This window comes from Streptomyces colwelliae, from assembly GCF_048158785.1.
GTDB lineage: Bacteria > Actinomycetota > Actinomycetes > Streptomycetales > Streptomycetaceae > Streptomyces.
The window spans coordinates 13,415-33,865 of record NZ_JBLTJC010000081.1 but is presented as its reverse complement, the minus strand read 5'-3'; the positions used below and the strand labels follow the sequence as shown (position 1 = coordinate 33,865).

Annotated in this window: 22 protein-coding genes and 1 riboswitch; of the genes, 6 read left to right on the top strand and 16 right to left on the bottom strand. The window is 70.2% G+C overall.

Features of this window, described 5'->3' with window-relative positions:
* Positions 1 to 849, bottom strand: an 849-nt coding sequence (locus tag ACNFOC_RS19080) for a MalT transcriptional regulator family protein (protein WP_521985191.1), incomplete at its 3' end; no start/stop codon positions are given.
* Between the two features lie 97 nt (positions 850 to 946).
* On the opposite strand from ACNFOC_RS19080, the gene absR1 reads away from it, so the two are divergent.
* Positions 947 to 2,053 (top strand): beta-glucuronidase AbsR1, encoded by a 1,107-nt coding sequence (gene absR1, locus ACNFOC_RS19075; RefSeq protein WP_416960280.1) that lies wholly within the window; start codon positions 947 to 949, stop codon positions 2,051 to 2,053.
* A 118-nt stretch (positions 2,054 to 2,171) separates the two neighbouring features.
* Here absR1 and ACNFOC_RS19070 read toward each other — a convergent pair whose 3' ends face one another.
* On the bottom strand, positions 2,172 to 3,080 hold the full coding sequence (locus ACNFOC_RS19070) for a sulfurtransferase (RefSeq protein ID WP_416960279.1): 909 nt from the start codon (positions 3,078 to 3,080) through the stop codon (positions 2,172 to 2,174).
* Positions 3,081 to 3,470: 390 nt separating this feature from the next.
* Here ACNFOC_RS19070 and ACNFOC_RS19065 point away from each other — a divergent pair, with 390 nt between their 5' ends.
* The 5 genes from ACNFOC_RS19065 (at position 3,471) to ACNFOC_RS19045 (ending at position 8,159) form a co-directional block, all read left to right on the top strand.
* Positions 3,471 to 4,391 (top strand): ABC transporter substrate-binding protein, encoded by a 921-nt coding sequence (locus tag ACNFOC_RS19065; protein ID WP_416960278.1) that lies wholly within the window; start codon positions 3,471 to 3,473, stop codon positions 4,389 to 4,391.
* Between the two features lie 129 nt (positions 4,392 to 4,520).
* On the top strand, positions 4,521 to 5,549 hold the full coding sequence (locus ACNFOC_RS19060; RefSeq protein ID WP_416960277.1) for an ABC transporter substrate-binding protein: 1,029 nt from the start codon (positions 4,521 to 4,523) through the stop codon (positions 5,547 to 5,549).
* Positions 5,546 to 6,319: an ABC transporter permease gene (locus ACNFOC_RS19055; RefSeq protein WP_416960276.1), complete on the top strand. Its 774-nt coding sequence runs from the start codon at positions 5,546 to 5,548 to the stop codon at positions 6,317 to 6,319. The genes ACNFOC_RS19060 and ACNFOC_RS19055 overlap by 4 nt, the downstream gene beginning before the upstream one ends.
* Positions 6,316 to 7,077: an ABC transporter ATP-binding protein gene (locus ACNFOC_RS19050; RefSeq protein WP_416960275.1), complete on the top strand. Its 762-nt coding sequence runs from the start codon at positions 6,316 to 6,318 to the stop codon at positions 7,075 to 7,077. The genes ACNFOC_RS19055 and ACNFOC_RS19050 overlap by 4 nt, the downstream gene beginning before the upstream one ends.
* The gene (locus tag ACNFOC_RS19045; protein WP_416960274.1) at positions 7,074 to 8,159 is read left to right on the top strand and encodes a phosphotransferase enzyme family protein; all 1,086 of its coding nucleotides are present in this window, start codon (positions 7,074 to 7,076) and stop codon (positions 8,157 to 8,159) included. The genes ACNFOC_RS19050 and ACNFOC_RS19045 overlap by 4 nt, the downstream gene beginning before the upstream one ends.
* On the opposite strand, the gene ACNFOC_RS19040 is transcribed toward ACNFOC_RS19045, so the two are convergent.
* The 14 genes from ACNFOC_RS19040 to ACNFOC_RS18975 form a co-directional block, all read right to left on the bottom strand.
* On the bottom strand, positions 8,134 to 8,583 hold the full coding sequence (locus ACNFOC_RS19040; RefSeq protein WP_416960273.1) for a GNAT family N-acetyltransferase: 450 nt from the start codon (positions 8,581 to 8,583) through the stop codon (positions 8,134 to 8,136). The genes ACNFOC_RS19045 and ACNFOC_RS19040 overlap by 26 nt on opposite strands.
* Before the next feature lie 158 nt (positions 8,584 to 8,741).
* Positions 8,742 to 9,881 (bottom strand): LLM class flavin-dependent oxidoreductase, encoded by a 1,140-nt coding sequence (locus ACNFOC_RS19035; protein WP_416960272.1) that lies wholly within the window; start codon positions 9,879 to 9,881, stop codon positions 8,742 to 8,744.
* 15 nt (positions 9,882 to 9,896) lie between these two features.
* Entirely contained in the window at positions 9,897 to 10,979 is a 1,083-nt protein-coding gene (locus ACNFOC_RS19030; protein WP_416960271.1) for an LLM class flavin-dependent oxidoreductase, read from the bottom strand.
* Positions 10,976 to 12,349, bottom strand: a complete 1,374-nt coding sequence (locus ACNFOC_RS19025) for an NtaA/DmoA family FMN-dependent monooxygenase (protein WP_416960270.1) — start codon at positions 12,347 to 12,349, stop codon at positions 10,976 to 10,978. The genes ACNFOC_RS19030 and ACNFOC_RS19025 overlap by 4 nt, the downstream gene beginning before the upstream one ends.
* Positions 12,350 to 12,368: 19 nt before the next feature.
* On the bottom strand, positions 12,369 to 13,589 hold the full coding sequence (locus ACNFOC_RS19020; protein ID WP_416960269.1) for an LLM class flavin-dependent oxidoreductase: 1,221 nt from the start codon (positions 13,587 to 13,589) through the stop codon (positions 12,369 to 12,371).
* 75 nt (positions 13,590 to 13,664) lie between these two features.
* Positions 13,665 to 13,754 carry a putative leader peptide gene (locus tag ACNFOC_RS19015; RefSeq protein WP_416960268.1) on the bottom strand — a complete coding sequence of 30 codons (90 nt, stop codon included), beginning with the start codon at positions 13,752 to 13,754 and terminating at the stop codon, positions 13,665 to 13,667.
* A 47-nt stretch (positions 13,755 to 13,801) separates the two neighbouring features.
* Positions 13,802 to 14,545, bottom strand: coding sequence for a GNAT family N-acetyltransferase (locus ACNFOC_RS19010; protein ID WP_416960267.1), 744 nt, complete (start codon positions 14,543 to 14,545; stop codon positions 13,802 to 13,804).
* A gap of 79 nt (positions 14,546 to 14,624) precedes the next feature.
* Positions 14,625 to 15,653, bottom strand: a complete 1,029-nt coding sequence (locus ACNFOC_RS19005; protein ID WP_416960266.1) for an ABC transporter substrate-binding protein — start codon at positions 15,651 to 15,653, stop codon at positions 14,625 to 14,627.
* 49 nt (positions 15,654 to 15,702) lie between these two features.
* Positions 15,703 to 16,500 (bottom strand): amino acid ABC transporter ATP-binding protein, encoded by a 798-nt coding sequence (locus ACNFOC_RS19000; protein ID WP_416960265.1) that lies wholly within the window; start codon positions 16,498 to 16,500, stop codon positions 15,703 to 15,705.
* Entirely contained in the window at positions 16,497 to 17,477 is a 981-nt protein-coding gene (locus ACNFOC_RS18995) for an amino acid ABC transporter permease (RefSeq protein WP_416960264.1), read from the bottom strand. The genes ACNFOC_RS19000 and ACNFOC_RS18995 overlap by 4 nt, the downstream gene beginning before the upstream one ends.
* A 152-nt stretch (positions 17,478 to 17,629) precedes the next feature.
* The gene (locus ACNFOC_RS18990) at positions 17,630 to 17,779 is read right to left on the bottom strand and encodes a hypothetical protein (protein ID WP_416960263.1); all 150 of its coding nucleotides are present in this window, start codon (positions 17,777 to 17,779) and stop codon (positions 17,630 to 17,632) included.
* 33 nt (positions 17,780 to 17,812) lie between these two features.
* Positions 17,813 to 17,920, bottom strand: a riboswitch (SAM riboswitch).
* Between the two features lie 77 nt (positions 17,921 to 17,997).
* Positions 17,998 to 18,882: a glutathione S-transferase C-terminal domain-containing protein gene (locus ACNFOC_RS18985; protein ID WP_416960262.1), complete on the bottom strand. Its 885-nt coding sequence runs from the start codon at positions 18,880 to 18,882 to the stop codon at positions 17,998 to 18,000.
* Positions 18,883 to 18,950: 68 nt separating this feature from the next.
* Positions 18,951 to 19,061 carry a putative leader peptide gene (locus ACNFOC_RS18980; RefSeq protein WP_416960261.1) on the bottom strand — a complete coding sequence of 37 codons (111 nt, stop codon included), beginning with the start codon at positions 19,059 to 19,061 and terminating at the stop codon, positions 18,951 to 18,953.
* A 117-nt stretch (positions 19,062 to 19,178) separates the two neighbouring features.
* Entirely contained in the window at positions 19,179 to 20,429 is a 1,251-nt protein-coding gene (locus tag ACNFOC_RS18975; RefSeq protein ID WP_416960260.1) for an alginate lyase family protein, read from the bottom strand.
* Between the last annotated feature and the right edge of the window lie 22 nt (positions 20,430 to 20,451).

Sequence of the window (20,451 nt, the reverse complement as noted above, 5' to 3'; positions counted from 1 at the left end):
GACGGGCGACACGGTCCCCCGCGACCGCCTGGACACACTGGCGGCAGCCCTGCGCGCGGCCGGCCCCAAGACCCAAGTCCTGCCCGACGAAACGGCCGCACTCTGGGCCAAGATGACATTCCTGGCCGGGCCGGTGCGGGCGAGGACTTGCGCGGTGCGTTCGCGGACGGTGGCCGTGACCGGCACCGGGCCGCGCCATGCCCACTCGTCGGTGTCGGTCGCCCGGGTCAGCTGCCCGCGCTCGCGCACCGCGCCGAACAGGTCGCGCAGCAGCCGCAGATCACCTTGGCAGAGGCCGTAGAGGCGGTTCACGGTGAGGGGTTCCAGCGGGCCGCCGGCGCCCAGCGCCAGCAACTGCGCCGTCTCCTCCCGGGGCAGGGGCTCCAGCGCGAGGCGCGGCAGCAGTTCACCCGTCCACAGGCGCGACACCGCGCCCGGTACCGGGTCGCCGTCGGCCACCACGACCAGCAGGCGGGTCCGGCTGTGGACGGCGAGCTGGTGGACGAGCGCGGCCGAGGAGTCGTCGAGCAGATGGGCGTCGTCCACCAGCAACAGGCGGACGCCGGACAGGAGTTGGACCGCGCGGTGCAGGGAGACGCTCTCGGGCAGCAGGTGCGCGAACGCGGCGAAGGGGAGCCGGCGGGTCTCGGGCGTCCCGGTGACCTTCGCGCAGTCGCCGCCCCGGACGGCCTCGGTCACCAACCGGGTCTTGCCCCGGCCGGCCGGACCGGTCACCACGATGCCGTGCCGCCCCGCCGTCAACGAGCCGCGGATCAGCTCGAGTTCGTCCTCCCTGCCGGTGAACGGCCAGGGCAGTTCCAGGGTCTTGGCATCCTGTTCGAAAGTCATCACACAGATATGAGCCCGGCTACTCACCCTTGATACAGGGTGACTTGAGTAGCCCTCGACTCAGGCGCCCGGGAACGGTCAACGGCAATCTGGTCGCATGACCACCCGCTACTGCTCCCTCGCGCAGCAGTCGGCCCCGGAGTTCACACCGGGACTGACCGCCGAGCGACGCAGTGCGCTCATCGGCGGAAGCCGCATGTGGGTCAACGGCACTGTCCTGCACTATTACTTCTTCGACGCCGAGAACTCCGAGAACTCTGCCGTCACCGACGCCTCCGTCATCCCGGTGCCCGGGACCGGCGAGATGCGGCGGGTGCCGTGGGGCGGCGCCAAGGAGCAGCAGGACGTCGTACGCGAGTGCTTCCGTGAGTGGCAGGGCCTCGGCATCGGTGTCGACTTCGCCGAGGTGGGGGACCGTTCGGAGGCGGAGCTGCGCATCGGGTTCCAGCCCGGTGACGGCTCCTGGTCGACGGTGGGCCGCGACGCGCTCACAGTCGGTCTGTCCGACCGCACCATGAACTTCGGCTGGGACCTGACCACGCCCGGACAGCGCGGGACGGCCCTGCACGAGATCGGGCACGCCCTGGGGCTGCTGCACGAGCACCAGAGTCCGTTCGCCGGTATCCACTGGGACGACGAGGCCGTCTACGCCGAGTTGGCGGGCCCGCCGAACTTCTGGAGCCGGGACAAGACCCGCTTCAACATCCTGCGCAAGCTCGACCCGGACGAGGTCAACGGCTCCGTCTGGGACCCGCAGTCGGTCATGGAGTACCCGTTCGCGTCAGGGCTGATCCTGGAGCCGGAGGAGTACCGCACGGGTCTGCACCCGCACGGCGGTCTCTCCCCCTCCGACAAGGAGTTCGTCCTGCGCTGGTACCCGCCCGCCGGCCCTCCCCGGCCGGTCGAGCTGGTGCCGTTCCGGTCGGCGCCGCTGCGCCTGGGACCGGGCGAGCAGGCCGACTTCGCGGTCGAACCGACGCAGACGCGCGAGTACGCCGTCGGCGCCTTCGGGGACAGCGACACGGTCGTCGTGGTCTTCGAGGAGCGGGACGGCGAACCGCGCTTCCTCGCCGGGCAGGACGACGGGGGCACGCCGCACAACGCAACACTCAAGGTCAGGCTCGTCAAGGGCCGCCGCTACTTCGTCCGTGTGCGCCTGTACTCCACGTGGAGGTCGGGGGACACCGCGGTGATGTGCTGGTAACAGCACGGGTACAGCCGCACGCGGACGGACGGACCACGGTCCGGCGCCGGGGGAAGCGGCCGGAGTTCGTAGCCTTCGGGGGAGGGATACGAGCTCCGGCCACGCCGCCATGTCCAACTCATCGCGTACCCAGGGCCCTTGTTCGCTGGTTGCCCAACTCCATTGGGCGCGCCGGGTCCTTGGACCACTCCTCCAGTGAGCCGTCGTAGACGGACACGTCCGTACGGCCGAGCAGCGTGAGCGCGAGTGCGGCGCCCGCCGCCGAGATGCCACCGCCGCAGTACAGGACCACCGGTGAGTCGTCGGTGTCGAGGACGGCTCCGACCCTGCCTGCGAGTTCCTCGGCCGGCAGGACATGTCCGGTCTCGTCGAGGAGACCACGGCCCGGGAGGCTGCGACTGGCGGGGATGTGGCCGCGGCGGCTGTAGCGCGTGGGCGCGGAGCCGTCGTAGCCGCCCGGGGGCAGGGCGCAGACGAGAGCGCCGGGGCGTTCGCCGCGGCTGATGGCGGCCACGTCCTCGATGCCGGCCCACAGATCCGGACGTACGACGGAGGTCACGGGACTGACGGCCGGGACCGGGGCGGTGTCGTCGCCGGAGGCGAGCGGACGGCCGGCCGCCTCCCACGCTTCGAGACCGCCGTCCAGCACCGCAGCCGGTACCCCGATCGCCCGCAGCATCCACCACAGCCGTGCCGCCCAGATGCCGCCCCCGCTGTCGTAGGAGACGACCTCGCTGCCCTCCCCCACGCCCAGCCGGGCCAGTGCGGCGGCGAGGGCCTCGGGGGACGGCACGGCGAAGTGGTACGGCGCGTCGTGGTCGGAGAGGTCGCCGGTCAGGTCGGCGTGTCGCGATCCGGGCAGGTGCCGTTCGGCCCATGTCCCGCGCCCGCTCGCAGAGCGGTAGTCGCCGTCCTCGCGGGGTGAGGGCAGGACCGCGGTGGCGTCGAGGACGACCAGCCGGGGGCCGTCGAGATGCGCGGCGAGCCAGGTGTCGTCGACCAGAGGGCCGGGCAGCAGGGAGGTCATGGCGGCCGATCGTACGCCCGCGAGCTGGGCGTCTCACCCTTCGGGCACGCCTGTCCCAGATTCCGGACCACGCTTGCACAGAATCCGGGTAGTGCGGTTATCGTTCGGCCATCTACGCGGGAGCCCCTACCCGGTTGGGCTGAGAGGGCGTCTGGGACCGGCTCGTCGAGAGTCCGGCCCCCATGGGGACGCCGACCGCACCACTCGCGCCTCAGCGCCCGCGTAGGAGTTCACGTGTCTCCAGCAGTCGAGCCCCAGCACCCGGTGGTCAACACCCCGGCGCGCAGCTCCTGTTGTTGTCGCACGCACTGATCCACCGCCTCCGCGCACCCCTCCTCCGTCTTCTCCCTTCAGGCGCCGTCGCGCCTGCGCACCTCCCGGAGTACCCCCATGCCGCATATACGGGTCATGCTCGACTATTTCCACCCGTGGCCGAATTCAGCCGGTCTGTACGTCGCCCGCGCCCGCCGCTGGTACGAGGAGGCCGGTCTGGATGTCGAACTGGTGGTCCAGGATCCGGGACGCGGTGACACGCTGGAATACCTGGCCCGGGGCGAGGTGGACTTCGGGATCTTCCCGCCGAACCGGCTGCTGGCCCGGCGCGCGGAGCACGGCCAGCCGCTGATCGCCGTGTCCGCGATCAATCACCGGGGTCTGGAGGCGATCCAGACCACGACGTCGACCGGGATCACGCGTCCCCGCGAGCTGGCCGGCCGCCGTATCGCCTACAACCCGACCCCGCGCGGCCGGGCCATGGTGCGTCACCTGGTGGCGGCCGACGGCGGTGACCCGGACGCCGTGATCAGCGTGGACGCGGGCGCGCGTGAGCTGACCGTGGACGACATCGCGGCGGGCGAGGCGGACGCGACCTTCGGCAACTACTGGTCCTGGGACGCGTTGCGCGGCGATCTGCCCGAGGAGCAGCGGCTGACCTGGCCGGTCGACGAGATCGGCGCCCCGCGCTACCACAGCTACCTGCTCGGCACGAACGAGGACCTGCTCACTCAACACCCCTCCCTCGTACGGGACTTCCTCGCCGTGACAGCTCGCGGCTACGCGGCCGCCACCCAAGAGCCGGACGCCACCCTGGAGTTGCTGGAGCGGGTCATCCCGTACTTCCCGCGCCAGCTGATCGCCCGCTCGTTGGCGCTGATCGCGCCCACCTGGACGGACACGGAGGGCCGTTGGGGTGTGATCGACGAGGGCCGGATGGGCCCGTACGCGCACTGGCTCGCCGAGAACGGCGCCATCCCGGACGACCGCGACTGGGCGAGGTCGTTCACCAACGGCCTGCTGGACGTGGCCACATGAGAGCCCTGGCCTGCCAGGCGCGGACGCTGACCCGGCGCCTCGCCGTCGACTTCATGAGGGTGGGCAGCGCGCTGTGTCGGCCGTGACCGGCCCGACCCGCCAGCCCTCCCACCCCTTGAAGGACCCGACATGCATCGCCGTACCGCCCTCTCCGCCATAGCCGCGACCGCCCTCCTCGCCGTCACCGGCTGCTCCGCCGACTCCACGGCCGCCGCGAAGGACGGCACCACGACCGTCACGCTCGCCCTGGACTGGACGCCCAACACCAACCACACCGGCATCTACGTCGCCCAGGCCAAGGGCTGGTTCAAGGCAGCCGGGATCGACGTGAAGATCGTGCCGTACGGTTCGACCGCGCCCGAGACCCTGATCGCCAACCACAAGGCGGACTTCGGCATCTCCTACCAGGAGGGCATCACCACCGCCCGCGCGGCCGGCCAGGACATCACCTCCGTCTACGCGGTGACGCAGAAGACGGACGTGACGATCGCGGTGCGCGCCGACCGGGACGACATCACCTCGCCGAAGGACCTGGACGGCAGGACGTACGCCGGTTTCGGCGCCCCGTACGAGAAGCCGCTGTTGCAGAAGGTGATCCAGAACGCGGGCGGCAAGGGCGACTTCAAACAGGTCACCCTCAACACCTCGGCGTACGCGGCGCTTTACGCGGGCAAGGCGGACTTCGCGATGCCGATGCCGACCTGGGAGGGCCTGGAGGCGAAGCTGAGCGGCAAGCCGCTGAAGAACTTCCAGCTCTCCGACTACGGCTTCCCGGCGATCTACTCGACACTCGTCGCGTCCTCGGACCAGTTCCTGAAGAAGAACCCGGAGGTCGCGAAGAAGTTCCTGGCCGCGGTCGACAAGGGTTACCGCTACGCGGCCGAACACCCGTCCCAGGCAGCCGACTTGCTCATCTCGGAGAACAAGAGCGTGCTCACCAACACCAAGCTGGTGAAGGAGAGCGAGGCGCTGCTGGCCAAGGAGTACTACAAGGGCACGGACGGTTCGATCGGCACGCAGAGCGCCGCCCGCTGGCAGGCCTTCGCGGACTTCGAGTACAAGGCCGGCCTGCTCGTCGACGCGAACGGCAAGAAGCTGACGTCCGCCCCGAAGGCGTCGACGTTCTTCACCAACGCGTACCTCCCGGACGCCAAGTGAGGCCGCTCCTGCGGTCGTTGTGGCCGCCACTCCTCGTCCTGACCGTGGTCCTCGGCGGCTGGCAGCTCTACGTGACCGCGGCCGGTGTCGATCCGACGACGCTCCCCTCCCCCGCCCGGGTGGTGGAGCAGGGCTGGCTTAACCGCCAGGACCTGTGGGACCAGACGCTCCCCACCCTCCAGGAGACGCTGCTCGGCTTCGCGCTGTCGTTCGCGGCGGCCTGGCTGGTGGCCGTCCTCCTCGACTTCTCCTCGGCGGCCCGCCGGGGCTTGTACCCGCTGCTCGTCGCCTCGCAGACCATCCCGATCGTGGCCGTGGCACCGCTGCTGATCATCTGGTTCGGCTTCGGGCTGCTGCCGAAGATGCTGGTGGTGACCCTGACGACGTTCTTCCCGCTCGCCGCCAACCTCGCGGCGGGCTTCGCGGCGACCGACCGCGAGGCGATGCGGCTGCTGCGTTCGCTCGGCGCGGGCCGCTGGCGGACGTTCCGGCTGGTCCGGGTGCCGAGCGCGATGCCGTACTTCTTCGCCGGGCTCCGCGTGAGCATCACCTACGCCGTCGTCGGCGCCGTCTTCGCCGAGTACGCGGGCGCGGAGGCGGGCCTCGGCATCTATATGCAGGCGCAGAAGAGCGCTTTCCGCACGGACCTGGTGTTCGCGGCGGTCGCGGTGACGGCCGCGCTGAGCATCGCCCTGTTCGGGGCGACCTATCTGCTGCAACGACTGGTACTCCCGTGGGAGCGGGCATTGAAGGAGGAAGCGTCGTCATGAGCAGTCTGCGTATCGAGGGCGTCGGCAAGTCCTTCGGGCGGTTGGAGGTTCTGCGGGATCTCGAACTCGCCGTGGAGCCGGGCGAGTTCGCGGCCGTCATCGGCCCGAGCGGCAGCGGCAAGAGCACCTTGTTCAACCTGGTCTCCGGACTGGACCGCCCCACGACCGGCCGCGTCCTGGTGGAGGGCGAACCGGCCGGGGTGGAGTCGGGCAAGGTGGCCTACATGCCACAGAAGGACCTCCTCTTCCCCTGGCGGACCGTCCTCGACAACACGGCACTGGGCCTTGAGGCACAGGGAGTCGGGAAGAAGGAGGCACGACGACGGGCCGATGCGCTGTTCGTGGACTTCGGCCTCGACGGCTTCCAGAAGGCGTACCCGTCCCAACTCAGCGGCGGCATGCGGCAGCGAGCGGCCCTGCTGCGCACGGTGGTTCTGGAGCGACCGGTCCTGCTGCTCGACGAGCCGTTCGGCGCGCTCGACTCCCTCACCCGCACCGAGATGCAGCTGTGGCTGGCCGACATGTGGCAACGCCACCGCTGGACGGTGGTCCTGGTCACCCACGACATCCGCGAGGCGGTCCTGCTCGCGGACACCGTGCACGTCCTGTCGCCCCGACCGGCCACGATCGTCGACCGCGTCGAGGTCCCGCTGGCCCGCCCGCGCGGCGCCGACGACTTCACCGACCCGGACTTCGCCGCGACCGAGCGCCGCGTCCTGGACTCCCTGCGCGGCACAACGGCGGTGCGGACAGCATGAGTTCACTCCTCGCCCACGGTCTGGGCACCGACCCGGTCGAACCCGACTGGCCCCCACTGACGGACACCGAGGTGACGGACCTGGTGGGCCCGGCCCGGGTGGTCTGGCGCAGCCCGCGCCCCCTGTCGGCGGCGGCCGTCGTGGAACGGTCCAACCGCCGCCTCTTCGTGAAACGCCACCACACCTCCGTCCGCACGACAGAGGGCCTGGCCGAGGAACACGCCTTCCTACGACACCTGCGGTTGCGCGGCGCCCCGGTCGTAGAGGTGCTGGACGCGGCGACACGCGGCGAGTGGACGTACGAGGTCCACTCGGCCGGAGTCGGCACGGACCTCTACCGCGACGCCCTGTCCTGGTCCCCGTTCCGCTCCCCCGCCCACGCGAGGGCGGCCGGTGAGGCGTTGGCCCGCCTGCACCTGGCGGCGGAGGGCTTCGACGCGCCGCGCCGTCAAGTGCAGCCGCTGGTCGCGTCGTTCACGGTGTTCGCCTCTGCCGATCCACAGGCGGAGCTGGAGCGCTACGTGGAGGATCGCCCCCAACTGGCAAAGGGGCTCGCGGACTTCCCGTGGCGCGAAGACACCCGGCGTGTCCTGCTCCCGCTGCACGAGGAGCTGGCCCCGCACCTCTCCGACCTCACCCCTCTCTGGACCCACAACGACTGGCATGCCTCCAACCTCCTCTGGAACGAGGACGGTTCGGTCGCCACAGCCCTCGACTTCGGCATGAGCGACCGCACGACGGCCGTGCACGACTTGGCCACGGCCATCGAACGCAACACGGTCCAGTGGCTCCAGCCCGGCTTCCCGGTCCGCGAGGCGGACGCCGTCGCACTTCTGGACGGCTATCAGTCGGTACGCCCGCTCAGCCCCGCCGAGTCGAAGGCGCTCCCCGCTCTACTCCCCCTGGTCCACGCCGAGTTCGCGCTCTCCGAGCTGGGCTACTTCCACGGCGTGACGCGGTCGGCGGAGAACACGCGGCTGGCGTACGAGTATTACGTGGGGCACGCGGAGTGGTTCGGCGGGGAGAGCGGACGGCGCCTGCTGGACCTGTGCGGCGCTAGCGGGGCAGCAGTTCACGGGTGAAGACGACGCGGGGCCGGCCCGTGCCGTCGTAGTCCTCCACGGTGCGCGCGTCGAAACCGAGGGTGCGGTGGAAGGCGATCGAACCCTCGTTGGTGACCGAGGTGATCGCCTTGAGACGAACGGCACCCTGCCGCCCGGCGGCCTCGATGAAGGCCGCGTAGAGACTCCGTCCGAGACCGACACCGCGCGCGTCGTCCCGCGTCGCCACCAGGTGCACGTACCCGGTGCGGTCGGGCGTGACGAACCCGAAGAGGTATCCCCGGATGCCGTCGTCGGCCCGGGCGACCAGACATGTGGACCCGAACTCCTGCACCAGCGCGGTGAGATGGAGGGCGCGAAGGTCACGCTCTCCCCAGTAGCGTGCGTGGTCCTCCAGCACCTGGTGGAGGTCGGTGACATCGGCGGGTTCGATACGGACGTCCATGGCATCGATCATGGCAGAGAGCCGGTCGGTTCCCAGTGCGGTCCGATCGCGGAGGCGCTTGCCCACGCGATGGAGCCGGACAACGGCTGGTAGGCCACCTTCGCCCTCGGGGGCGAACAAGTGGTCGCGTACGGGCGGTCGGTGGGGACTCCGGAGCATCAGCTCGACTGGGAGGAGTGACCCCGGCGGGCCCATTCCTGGGCGAGCAGTTGGTACGAGCGCACCCGGTCCGTGTGGTCGTGGGTGATGGTCGTGATGAGCAACTCGTCGGCGCCCGTGGCCTCTTGGAGCTGTTCGAGTTGGTCGGCGACCCGGCCGGGCGAGCCGCCGAACTGGGTGTCGACGCGGTCCTGGACCAGTTCGCGGTCCTCGTCCGTCCAGACGTGGGCGCGGGCTTCCTCCGGTGTCGGGAACCGGATGGCGCCCTCGGCCGTACGGATGGAGCGCACCCACAGGCCGTAGCCGGTGGCGAGTTCGCGGGCCGTGGTGTCGTCCTCGGCGACGACGACGTCGGCGGAGACGCTCACGTACGGCTTGTCGAGGGCGTCGGAGGGCTGGAACGCGGCGCGGTAACCGTCCGCCGCCTCAAGGACGGTGGCCGGGCTGACGTGGTAATTCGCCGCGAAGCGAAGGCCGTTGCGGCCCGCGACCTCGGCACTGGTGCCACCGCTGCTGCCCAGGATCCACACCTCGACGTCGGCGCCCTCGCCCGGTACGACGTGCGCCTCGACGCCCTCCGGGGAGCGGTAGGTGCCGGCCAGCAGGGCGAGGACGTCGTCGATCTGCTCGCCGTAGTCCTGGGACTTGGCTTCGGGCAGCAGGAGCAGTCTGCGTTGGAGGGCGATTCTGGGTGAACCGAGGAGGCGCTCGAAGGAGAAACGGGGCGGGATGCGCAGGCCGTTGGGGGCCCGGCCGTCGACGATCGGGGTCGCCGTCGGCAGCGGGGGCGACGGACGGCCGCCGGAGCGGCCGAGGCCCAGGTCGAAGCGGCCGGGGTGCAGCGCGTCGATCAGGCCGAACTCCTCGACCGTGGACAGCGCGGTGCGGTGGCCGAGTTGTACGGCGCCGGAGCCGAGCCGGATCGTGGAGGTGGCGGAAGCGGTCAGGGCCAGGACCACCGCGGGGGACGTGCCCGCGACGCCCGGGTTGAGGTGGTGCTCGGCGAACCAGTAGCGGGCGTACCCGAATTCCTCGGCCCTGCGCGCGAGTTCGATGGAGTTGCGCAGGGCCTCGGGCGCGGTGGAGCCGGAGGAGATCGGGACCAGGTCGAGGACGCCGAGGGGGATGCCGGGAGACATGTGCTCACTCACTCCTCAGTGGTCGGCGGTGGAGACGGGCTCGGGCAGGACCGGTCCCCAGTCGAACGGCGGGTCCGGGATGTCCTTGCGCAGTACCGGAGTCACCGCCGACTGGAACAGCTCCAGCGAGTCCCGGTGCTGACGGTCCGTCAAGCCGCTGGCATCCGCGTGGAGATGGAGCACCGTGTGCCCGAACTGCTCGTGGTAGCGGTGCACCTTGTCGATGACCTGCTGTGGGCTGCCGATCAGTGCGGAGCTGCGCTCGACGTAGTCCTCCAGGGTCTCGAAGACGATGGGCAGGCCGATCTGTTTCTGGAAGGCGAGGTTGCTCTCGAAGATGGGCCGGTAGACGGTCAGCGCCTCCTGCGTCGTGGGGGCGACGTAGAGGCCGGCCGTGCCCGCGCCCACCGCGATGTCCGCCGGGTCGTGGCCGTAGTGCTCCCAGCGTTCCCGGTAGTAGCGGATCAACTCGGCATAGGGCTCTATGGGGTTGGTGACGTTCGCGGAGAACAGCGGGTCGCCGTAGCGGGCGGCCAGGTCGACGCTCTCCTTGCTCGTCGCGCTGCCGTGCCAGACCCGGACGGGTTGTTGGTACGGCCGCGGCCACACCTCCGCGTCCTTCAGCTCCGGGCGGAACTGCGTCCTCGCCGTCACCTTGTCCTGGCGCCAGAGCTGCCGGAACACCTCGTAGCTCTCGGCGTTGCGCTCCCACTGGTCCTCGGGCGTGACGTGGAACAGCTCGCGCTGGGCGGTGCCGTTGCCCTTGCCGATGATCAGGTCCAGGCGTCCGCCGGAGAGATGGTCGAGCGTGGCGTAGTCCTCGTAGGCCCTGACCGGGTCGAGGAGGCTCAGAGTGGTGACCGCCGTGAAGAGGCGGATGCGGCGGGTGAGCGCGGCGATGTGGCTGAGGACGACGGTCGGCGAGGAGGAGATGAAGGGCCGCTCGTGCCGCTCCCCCACGCCGAAGCCGTCGAAGCCCAACTCCTCGGCCAGCACGGCGTTGTCGAGTACTTCGCGGAAGCGCGCTTGCGTCGACTTCTGGACGCCCGTGGCCGGGTCCGGGCGGTGGACGATGAGGGTGATCGCGAGGAACTTCACGATGCCGCGCGTTCCTCGCGCACCTCGTCCGGGTGGGCGAGGCCGAGGTGGTCGCGCAGGGTCGGGCCCTCGTACTCGGTGCGGAAGACGCCCTGTTCCTGGAGGAGCGGGACCACCTTGTCGGCGAACGGGTCGAGGCCGGTCGGGGTGATGTGCGGGACGAGGATGAAGCCGTCACTGGCGTCGGCCTGCACGAAGTCGTTGATGGTCTTCGCGACCGTGGACGGGGAGCCGATGAAGGCCTGCCGGTTGCCGGTCTCGATGACCAGGTCGCGGATGGACCACTTGTTGGCGGCGGCCCGCTCACGCCATTCGCGGGCGGTCGCCAACGGGTCGCGGTACATGCGGACTTGGGCCCGGCCCTTGGAGATGTGGTTGTCGCTGACGTCCGGGTCGATGTCGGGCAGCGGGCCGTCCGGGTCGTAGGACGACAGGTCCCGGTTCCAGACGAACTCCAGGTGCTTGATGGCCGTGGCGCCGCTGACCTGCTGGCGGCGTACCTCCTTGGCGAGGTCCTCGGCCTCGGCGTCGGTGTCGCCGAGCACGAAGGTCGCGGCCGGGAGGATGAGCAACTGGTCGGACCTGCGGCCGTACTTGGCGAGGCGGGACTTGACGTCGGTGTAGAAGGCCCGTCCCTCGGTGAGGGTGCTGTACCGGCTGAAGATGGCGTCCGCGCTGGAGGCCGCGAACTCGCGGCCCTCGTCGGAGTCGCCCGCCTGGAAGATCACCGGGCGGCCCTGCGGGGAGCGCGGGACGTTGAACTGGCCGTGGATGTCGAAGTGTTGGCCCTGGTGGACGAAGGCGCCGGCCTTGGCGTCACTCAGGAACGTGCCGGTCGCCTGGTCGGCGAGGATCTCGTCGCCGTGCCAGGAGTCGAAGAGTTCGTTGGTGGTGGCCAGGAACTCCTTGGCCCGGGAGTACCGCTCGTCCTGCGGCAGGAAGCCGCCGCGCCGGAAGTTCTCGCCGGTGAACGCGTCCCAGGAGGTGACGACGTTCCACGCCGCGCGGCCGTCGGAGAGGTGGTCGAGGCTGGCGAACTGGCGGGCCACCTCGTAGGGCTCGTTGAACGTGGAGTTGATGGTGCCGGTCAGGCCGAGGTGTTCGGTGACGGCGGCGAGCGCGGCGAGGATCGTGAAGGTGTCGGGGCGGCCGACCACGTCCAAGTCGTAGATTTTTCCGCCCTGTTCGCGCAGGCGCAGCCCTTCGGCGAGGAAGAGGAAGTCGAACTTGGCGCGTTCGGCGGTCCGGGCGAAGTGCGCGAAGGAGCTGAACTCGATGTGGCTGCCTGCCGCGGGGTCGCTCCACACGGTGGTGTTGTTGACACCGGGGAAGTGGGCGGCCAGGTGGATCTGCTTCAGGGGCTTGCTCATGTCGTACGGTCCCTCCGGCTCAGGCGGTGGCTGCGGCAGCGGCGTAGCGGTTGGCGGGGCGGGCGAGCCCCAGCAGTCCGCGCAGGGTGTCGGCCTCGTAGGCCTGGCGGAAGGCGCCCCGGCGCTGGAGTTCGGGGACCAGCCCCTGCGTGATCGCCGGGAGGTCGTGGCCGGCTACGGCGGGCCGCAGCCGGAAGCCGGTCAGGCCTGTCTCCTGCAACTCCTGGAGGAGATCGGCGAGTTGGGCGGGCGTGCCGGTGAAGATGCGGGCGTCGCTGGTGTACGGCTCCCCCGCGAGGGCGTCGAGGCGTTCACGGCGGGCGACCGCCGTGGCCTCGGCGTCGTCGAGGAAGACCACCAGGTCGCCGAGGATGTGCAGCGTCTCGTCGGCGCGGCCCGCGGCCTGCTGCTCGGCGCGGATCTCCGCGACGATCGACCGCGCGTCGTCGGTACCGTGCGGCGTGACGTACCCGACGTCGGTGGCGCGGGCCACCAGCCGGTACGGGATCGTCTGGTGCGCCAGGGAGCTGACGACCGGCTGGCCCTGCGGCGGGCGGGGCGTGATGGAGGGGCCCTTGACGCTGAAGTGCCGGCCCTCGAAGTCGACGTAGTGCAGCTTGTCGCGGTCGACGAAACGGCCGGTGGCGATGTCCCGGATCTCGGCGTCGTCCTCCCAGCTGTCCCAGAGGCGGCGCACGACCTCGATGTAGTCGGCGGCCTCGTCGAAGTGCTCGGCGAGGCGCTCCTGCCCGGCCTCGGTCCGCAGGCTCTCCAGGCTGATCGGCGGGAAGGTGCGGCGTCCGAAGTGGTCGGCCTCGTGCGGGCGGGCGGAGAGTTGCACGCGCAGTCCCGCGCGGCCGGTGCTGACGTAGTCGAGGGTGGCGATCGCCTTGGATATATGGAACGGCTCTGTGTGCGTGGACACCACCGTCGGTACCAGACCTATGTGGCTGGTGAGCGGTGCGATGCGGGCCGCGATGAGCACGGCGTCGAGGCGTCCGCGGACCTGGTCGGTGCGGTCGTCCAGTTCGCCGTAGTGCGAGGACTGGAGGCCGAGGCCGTCCTCGAAGGTCACGAAGTCGAGCAGGCCGCGCTCGGCCTCGGCGACCAGGTCGGCCCAGTAACCGGCGGTGAACAGGTCGCGGGGCCGGGCCACCGGCTCACGCCAGGAGGCCGGGTGCCAGCCGGTGCCGTCGAGGGCTACGGCGAGATGGAGAGGAGAAACGGGGGTCGAGGACACGAGGGTGCCTTCCTGGAGGTCCGTACGAGATCGCCGGCCCTTGAACGCGGGCGCACGGCGGCTGGGGCAACGGGGTCAGGGGCGACAGAGCGCGCCGGCCACGCGCAGCAGGTCGATGTGCTGCCGCGTGGTGAGGCGTACGGGAAGGATGGATGCGCCACACATGTGCTCCACCTCCACGGAATCCAGCTTCATAGGGGGCAACCGCACGGCTATGCCGTTTCTTCCGGATCGGCGGCGGCAATCGGGCCGGTGCGCCGGACGAGCGAGAAGACCGTACGGGCGCGCAGCGTGAAGCCGATCGACTCGTACAGGCGGATCGCGTTCGTGTTGGTGGCCGCCGCGTGCAGGAAGGGGTGCTCGCCGCGTTCCTTGATGCCTGCGGCGACCGCGCGGACCAGGCGGGTGGCCAGGCCCCGGCCGCGGTGTTCGGGGTCGGTGCAGACGGCGCTGATCTCGGTCCAGCCGGGCGGGTGGAGGCGTTCGCCGGCCAGGGCGACGAGCCGGCCCTCGTCGCGGATGCCGAGGTAGGTGCCCAGTTCGACGGTGCGGGGCAGGTAGGGGCCGGGTTCGGTGCGGGCGACCAGGTCGAGGATCTCGGGTACGTCGTCGGGGCCGAGACGTACGGCCTCGGGGTCGGGCTCGTCCCGCAGACCGGTGTCCACGAGTTGGACACCCTGTCCGGAGCGGACGATCTCCCAGCCGGCCGGGGCCTCGCTCACGCCGCGCACCGCGGCGGTGCCGCCGGGGCCGACGAGAGTGGCCAGGTCGGCCCAGGCGCGCGGGTCGTCGTTGTCGGTGATGGCGTGGAAGCCGGCCACGTCGACGGGGTAGCGGGCGGCGCGGCCGACGCGCTCGGCAAAGTGGGCGTGCGGGCCGATGAGTGCGGCCCAGGCGGGGTTGTCCAGAACGTGGGACGTGGACGTGGTGGTTTCGAGACTGATGGTGGAAGACATCGGGTGACGGCTCCAGTACTGGTCACGCGGGCGGGGACCCCGCTGTGCCGCGGCGGGGTCCCCTTGCCGAGAGGGCGGGTCAGGAGTCGCTGAGCGGCAGTCCGGGCGGGTTGACCTCGGACTTGGCGACTGCCTCGTTGGAGAGGTTCCAGGCGGCCAGCCACTTGGCGTACTGCCCGTTCTTGATCAGGTAGTTGATGGCGTCCGCGAGGGGCTTGGCGAGGCCGCTGTTCTTCTTCGCGGTGGCCGCGATCAGGCCCTGGAGGGAGGATCCGGCGCCGGAGTACGTGCCCGCGTTGCGGACCGCCTTCGCCGTGCCCTTGGTCGAGGAGACCTGGTACGCGACCGAGGGGTTCGGGGCGAGGTAGGCGTCGATCTTCCCGGAGGCCAGCGCGAGGTAGGTGCTGTTGTTGTCCTGGAAGTACTTGACGGTGAGCGCCTTCTTGCCCTCGGCGGCCAGCTTCTTCTTCCACTCCAGGAGGATCCGCTCCTGGTTGGTGCCCGCGCCCACGGCGACGGTCTTGCCGGCGAGGTTCTCGTAATCGCCGTCGAAGTTCCAGGTGTTGCTCGCCTTCACCGCGAAGCCCAGGTTGTCCTCGCGGTAGGAGGCGAACTCGTACTTCGCCTTGCGCTCCTCGGTGTCGGTGACGTTGGAGAAGGCGACGTCGACCTTGCCGCTGTCCAGGCCGATGAAGAGGTTCTCCCAAGTGGAGTTCTTCAGCTCGGGCTTGAGGCCGAGGACGGCGGCGACGAGGCGGGCGATGTCGGTCTCCGAGCCGGTGAGGGTCTTCTGGTCCGAGCCGACGTAGCCGAGCGGCGGGGATCCCGCGGGCAGGAAGCCGACGCCGATCTCCAACGTGCCGCTCTTCGCCACGGACTTGGGCAACTCGGCGCTGATCGACTTCACTTCGGCGACCTTGAGCGTGGCCTCCTTGGCGGCACCGTTGGAGAGCGCGCCCACGGTCACTGTGCCGGCGGCGGCGCTGCCGGACGTGGTGGCAGCGTCGCTGTCTCCCCCGCAGGCGGCGAGCCCGCCCGCGAGGGAGGCGACGACGGTGCCGGCGGTGAGTCCGCGAGTGAGTCTGCTGCGAAGGCTGAGGGGAGACATGGCTGTTCCTAGGCTCGGTGTTCGGGGCTGTTGAAAAGGAAGGCGGGGTTCAGAGGACCTTGCTGAGGAAGTCCCTGGTCCGTTCGTGCTGTGGCTTGTCGAGGACCTCGTGCGGCGGGCCCTGTTCGACGATCTTTCCGCCGTCGATGAAGACCACCCGGTCGGCGACCTCTCGGGCGAAGCCGATCTCGTGGGTGACGATGACGAGGGTGGTGCCGCTGGTCGCCAAGTCCTTGATGACGGCGAGGACTTCGCCGACGAGTTCGGGGTCGAGGGCGGAGGTCGGCTCGTCGAAGAGGATGACGCCGGGGCGCAGGGCGAGGGCGCGCGCGATGGCCACGCGCTGCTGCTGACCGCCGGAGAGCTGCCTCGGGTAGGCGCCGGTCTTCTCGGCGAGACCGACGCGGCCGAGCAACTCCCTTGCCAGTTCCAGGGCTTCGGGCTTGCCGAGCCTGCCGGTGGCGACCGGGGCGGCTGCCACGTTGTCGAGGACGGTCAGGTGCGGGAAGAGGTTGAAGTTCTGGAAGACGAACCCGATCCGGCCGCGCTGCGCGAGGATGGCGCGTTCGCTCAACTCCTTGAGCCTGCCGCCCTGTTGCCTGACGCCGATCAGCTCGCCGTTGACGCTGACGTAGCCGATCTCGGGCTTCTCCAGGTGGTTGATGACCCGCAGCAGCGTGGACTTGCCGGATCCGGACGGGCCGAGGATCACGGTGACCTCGCCGGGCCGTACGGTCAGGTCGACGCCGTCCAACACCCGGTGGGCGCCGTACCACTTGTGCACGTCGTGCACCTCTACGGCGGCGGGCGTGACGTCCGCCAGCGGCTCTGCTGCCCTGGTGGTCATACGGCGGCCTCCCTGCGGATGCGGGCCCGCAGGTCGGTGACACCGGTGCGGAGTTTCTGGATCAGGGTCGGCGGCAGCGAGCGGGTGGCGCCCCGGGCGTAGTGCCGCTCGACGTAGAACTGGATGACGGACACGACGCTGGTGAGGATCAGGTACCAGACGGTGACGACCAGGAGCAGCGGGACGATGTCGCCGGGGTAGGTGGAGCCCATCGTCTGCGCGGAGCCGAACAGGTCGAGCAGCGAGACGTAGAAGACCAGGGAGGTGCTCTTGATCAGGCCGATCAGCTGGTTGACGTAGTTCGGGGTGATGGAGCGCAGCGCCTGCGGGAAGACGATCCTGCGGAACTGGTAGCCCTTGGGGAGGCCGAGGGCGGAGGCCGCTTCGTGCTGGCCCTGGTCGACGGAGAGGATGCCGCCGCGGACCACTTCGGCCGCGTAGGCCGCCTCGTTGAGGCTGAGGCCGACGACGGCGACGGCCATGTCGGTGGCGAGCTTCGACTCGTCGAAGGAGAAGAAGGCGGGACCGAAGGGGACGCCGATGCTGAGCGTCTGGTACAGGGCGCTGAAGTTGTAGAGGAAGATCAGGACCACGATGAGCGGGATCGAGCGCAGCGCCCATACGTAGGTCCAGCTCGCCGCGCGCAGCACCGGGCTCTTCGACAACCGGGCCAGGGCGAGCAGGATGCCGCCGAGGAGGCCCAACACCGCGCTGAGCGCCGCCACTTCGAGGGTGATGACGAGTCCGTCGAGGATCGTCGGGCGCAGGAACCAGTAGCCGAAGCGGTCCCACTGGTAGAAGGAGTTGGTGACCAGTCCGTGGACGAACTGGGCGACCACCACCAGCACGGCCACGGTGACGATCCACCGGCCGGGCCGGCGCAGCGGCTGAACTCGCTGTGCTGTCAGGGGTTTTGACGGTGCGTCAGTGGACGGGGCGTCGGCCAGGGACACGGTGGTGCCTGGGGGTTCACTCATGGTGGGCTCCGGCAGGTTCACAGACCCCGGTCCGTGGCGGTGGGCGCGCGACGGCTGACGGCACGCGCGGGTGCACGGGACCGGGGGCGGGGAGGGGGCAGGCACACCGACGGGATCGGGTGTGCGTCAGAGGTGCGTCGGCCGACTGGTCGTCAGGCCCGACAGCGGGCGCGGCCCGACGCGGTACACAGTGCGCTGCTGACCCGGAGCAGATCGACGGCGCGGTCGGCGACGAACAGGTTGGCGTACGACCGTACGCAGCCCTGCGGGCGGCATGTGGCCGTCCTGGGAGCTGCGTACATGGCGTCACCTGTCACTGTTCCGGCCCGGCGGGGCCCTCGCGCTTACCGAACGTCATCCGGTCCGGTCGTCACCTGGGGCACCCCACCGCGTGCGAGGGTTGCCGGTCAGCAAGCCAGGGCTTGTCGCTGACACTCATGACCGTTCTGGGTCGCAAGTTAAGACAATTGTCCGAACGTATGTCAATGGCCGTCCATCAACTGGACGGCCCAGACCGCGCTCAGCTGCGGCAAGCTCCCGTTTCGTCCGCCGCATGGGCAGCCCAGTCCAGGATCTGGACAGCCGCTCCGGCGGCCTCCAGGCCCCGGCAGTGGGCGTGGTGACGGCGGGCGATGCCGTCGAGGTCGAGGTGGGTGCCGAAGGCCGGGTGGGCGGCCAGCCGGCGGGCGTAGGCCCACAGGTGGGGGTGGTCGGCGATGCGCTGCACGGCGGCGGCGTCCAGGTGGTTGCGGTGCACGGTGTCGAGCTGCACCAGCGACACCCACAACTCGACGTCGGCGGCGGTGAGTTCGTCGCGGATCATGTGCTCACGGCCGTCCAGCCACCGGTCGAGCGAACCCAGCGTCTCCAGCAGCCGGCCGACCGCCTCGTCGCGCTCCTCCTGCTCGACACCGGCCGCACCGGCGCGCTGCGCCGCGTCCTCGATGCCTTCCGCGCACAGCCGCTCGACGGCCTCGATCTCCGACTCGGCGCCGCACGGGTACAACTGGGGTCCGCCCTCGCCGAAGTGCCGGGCGAGATCGCGCGTGATGTCGGGCGCGTGCGTGCTGACGATCCGGCCGGACCAGTCGTCGCTGAGCACCGGCGCGGCGGCCGGTCCGGAGTAGCGGTGCGCGCTCGCCTCGTAGAGCGGGCGCAGCGCGGAGTGTCCACCACTCGGACAGTCGGGTACGGCGGACAGGAACACGGCCGGACAGCTCTCGTCGAGGCCGAGCAGGCTGTGCGTGACGGCGATGCGGAGGCCGTCGGCGCAGGCGGTGGACAGATGGAGGCGGTAGCGGCGCGGCACGGCGTAGTGCCCGCTGCGCGCGTCGCTGCCGATCCGGCCCCGGAACGTGGGGGCGGACCGGGGCGAGGGGATGGCGGCGAGAGGCGTGCTGGACATGGGACTCCCCGGGTACGGGCGCGTGGACGTACGCGCGGCGGAAGCGTCGTCGTGCGGTGGACGGGGGTTCAGCGCAGGGGGCTCAGCGCGCTACAGACCCGCAGCAGGTCGATGTGACGGCGGGAGGTCAGAAGAGGCGAACGGCCCACGCGACGAGTGGTGACCGGCTCAAGCCCCATGTTTCCCTACCTGTTCACTAGGATTCCCTGTTCGAGTGTCGATCCACCGCCACCCGAGGTCAAGAGGGCGTCCACGGACCGGGCACCGACAGGCCGGTCCGTGGACGCTTCGCACTGCTACTTCGCGTACATCAGCGTGCCGAAGCCGAGCTGGTCGTAGCCCCCGCTGTCGGTGCCGTAGTCACCTCCCCCGCCCTCGGTTCCGACGAGGTCGTAGTACATGGACGAGATGTACTTGTCGTCCAGGCCGATCCGCCGGTTGTAGTGGAAGTGGAGCATCGCCCACACGGGGCGGAGCTGGCCGCGCGAGGCGGAGGAGACCACCGTCTGGGACGACTGGGCGCAGCTCTGCCCGGTGCCCCAGGTGTAGGTGGTGAAGGGCACGTCGCCGCCGCTGTTGTACTTCGCGACGTACTGGGCGGCCTTCATGAAGCGACGGCTGTCGTACGAGTACAGGTCGTCGCCCTGGTTCCAGGCCATCTCGCAGATCGCGCCCATCTGGCCCATGCCCAGGACGGTGTGGCCCTGGTCGCGGCCCGACTCCTGCCACTGGCCCAGCGCGTAGCCGTCCGCGTCGGTGTACAGGTACGGCACGGCGTGCGCGATCGAGCCGTTGCCCGCACCCGACTTGAAGTAGGTGACGGCCTGGTCGTACTTGGCGCTGTCCTCGTTGAGGATCCCGATGGCCAGGATCGACGCCATGTTGCAGAGGTCCCAGTTGGCCCAGTAGTTGGTGATGCAGGCGTCGTTGTGGTTGGTCAGGAAGCTGTTGTTGAGCGGGTAGAAGACGTTCGCGAGCATCTGCTGGGCGGCGGCCAGGTTGAAGCCGCTGTAGTCCCGCATCAGTTCGCAGGCGTTGGCGAACTGCCAGCCGTAGAGGCCGGCCGCGAGGAACCTGTCCGCGTTTCCGGTGACCGAAGTCAGCGTCGACGACCAGGCGTTGAGGATGTTCGCGGCGCACACGGCGTTCGCCTCGGTGCCGCCGACCTTCCAGCGCAGGGCGTTCTGGTAGGCGGCGGCGATGTCGTTGTAGAGCAGGCTGTAGTTCTGTCCGGTGCCGCCTCGGATGATCGTGGCCGTGGCCCGGTTCGTCCAGGTGGACTGGGAGTGGGAGTTGGCGGTCAGCTTGTTCCAGCCGGACAGCCAGGGGTCGGTTCCCGCCGCGACCCTGACCTTGGCGCGGTTGATGTCGCCGGCGTTGTGCAGCATGCCGGGGTGGGTGAAGGTCGCCGGGGCCGCGTTCGCGGTGGTGGCCATGGCGGCACCGCCGAGGGCGAGGGCGGCGCCGAGACCGCCGGCGGTCCTCAGAAGACCGCGGCGGCTCAACTCTGTTCTGCGGAGGTGCTCGTGGGGGGAAGTGCGGCTCATTGCTGTGCATCTCCAATCCGTG

What these genes read in the sequence shown, in the direction of transcription:
- absR1 (WP_416960280.1), top strand. Translation starts at nt 947, where the DNA reads ATGACCACCCGCTACTGCTCCCTCGCGCAGCAGTCGGCCCCGGAGTTC.
- ACNFOC_RS19070 (WP_416960279.1), bottom strand. Translation starts at nt 3,080, where the DNA reads ATGACCTCCCTGCTGCCCGGCCCTCTGGTCGACGACACCTGGCTCGCC.
- ACNFOC_RS19065 (WP_416960278.1), top strand. Translation starts at nt 3,471, where the DNA reads ATGCCGCATATACGGGTCATGCTCGACTATTTCCACCCGTGGCCGAAT.
- ACNFOC_RS19060 (WP_416960277.1), top strand. Translation starts at nt 4,521, where the DNA reads ATGCATCGCCGTACCGCCCTCTCCGCCATAGCCGCGACCGCCCTCCTC.
- ACNFOC_RS19050 (WP_416960275.1), top strand. Translation starts at nt 6,316, where the DNA reads ATGAGCAGTCTGCGTATCGAGGGCGTCGGCAAGTCCTTCGGGCGGTTG.
- ACNFOC_RS19045 (WP_416960274.1), top strand. Translation starts at nt 7,074, where the DNA reads ATGAGTTCACTCCTCGCCCACGGTCTGGGCACCGACCCGGTCGAACCC.
- ACNFOC_RS19040 (WP_416960273.1), bottom strand. Translation starts at nt 8,583, where the DNA reads ATGGACGTCCGTATCGAACCCGCCGATGTCACCGACCTCCACCAGGTG.
- ACNFOC_RS19035 (WP_416960272.1), bottom strand. Translation starts at nt 9,881, where the DNA reads ATGTCTCCCGGCATCCCCCTCGGCGTCCTCGACCTGGTCCCGATCTCC.
- ACNFOC_RS19025 (WP_416960270.1), bottom strand. Translation starts at nt 12,349, where the DNA reads ATGAGCAAGCCCCTGAAGCAGATCCACCTGGCCGCCCACTTCCCCGGT.
- ACNFOC_RS19015 (WP_416960268.1), bottom strand. Translation starts at nt 13,754, where the DNA reads ATGTGTGGCGCATCCATCCTTCCCGTACGCCTCACCACGCGGCAGCAC.
- ACNFOC_RS19010 (WP_416960267.1), bottom strand. Translation starts at nt 14,545, where the DNA reads ATGTCTTCCACCATCAGTCTCGAAACCACCACGTCCACGTCCCACGTT.
- ACNFOC_RS19005 (WP_416960266.1), bottom strand. Translation starts at nt 15,653, where the DNA reads ATGTCTCCCCTCAGCCTTCGCAGCAGACTCACTCGCGGACTCACCGCC.
- ACNFOC_RS19000 (WP_416960265.1), bottom strand. Translation starts at nt 16,500, where the DNA reads ATGACCACCAGGGCAGCAGAGCCGCTGGCGGACGTCACGCCCGCCGCC.
- ACNFOC_RS18995 (WP_416960264.1), bottom strand. Translation starts at nt 17,477, where the DNA reads ATGAGTGAACCCCCAGGCACCACCGTGTCCCTGGCCGACGCCCCGTCC.
- ACNFOC_RS18990 (WP_416960263.1), bottom strand. Translation starts at nt 17,779, where the DNA reads ATGTACGCAGCTCCCAGGACGGCCACATGCCGCCCGCAGGGCTGCGTA.
- ACNFOC_RS18985 (WP_416960262.1), bottom strand. Translation starts at nt 18,882, where the DNA reads ATGTCCAGCACGCCTCTCGCCGCCATCCCCTCGCCCCGGTCCGCCCCC.
- ACNFOC_RS18980 (WP_416960261.1), bottom strand. Translation starts at nt 19,061, where the DNA reads ATGGGGCTTGAGCCGGTCACCACTCGTCGCGTGGGCCGTTCGCCTCTT.
- ACNFOC_RS18975 (WP_416960260.1), bottom strand. Translation starts at nt 20,429, where the DNA reads ATGAGCCGCACTTCCCCCCACGAGCACCTCCGCAGAACAGAGTTGAGC.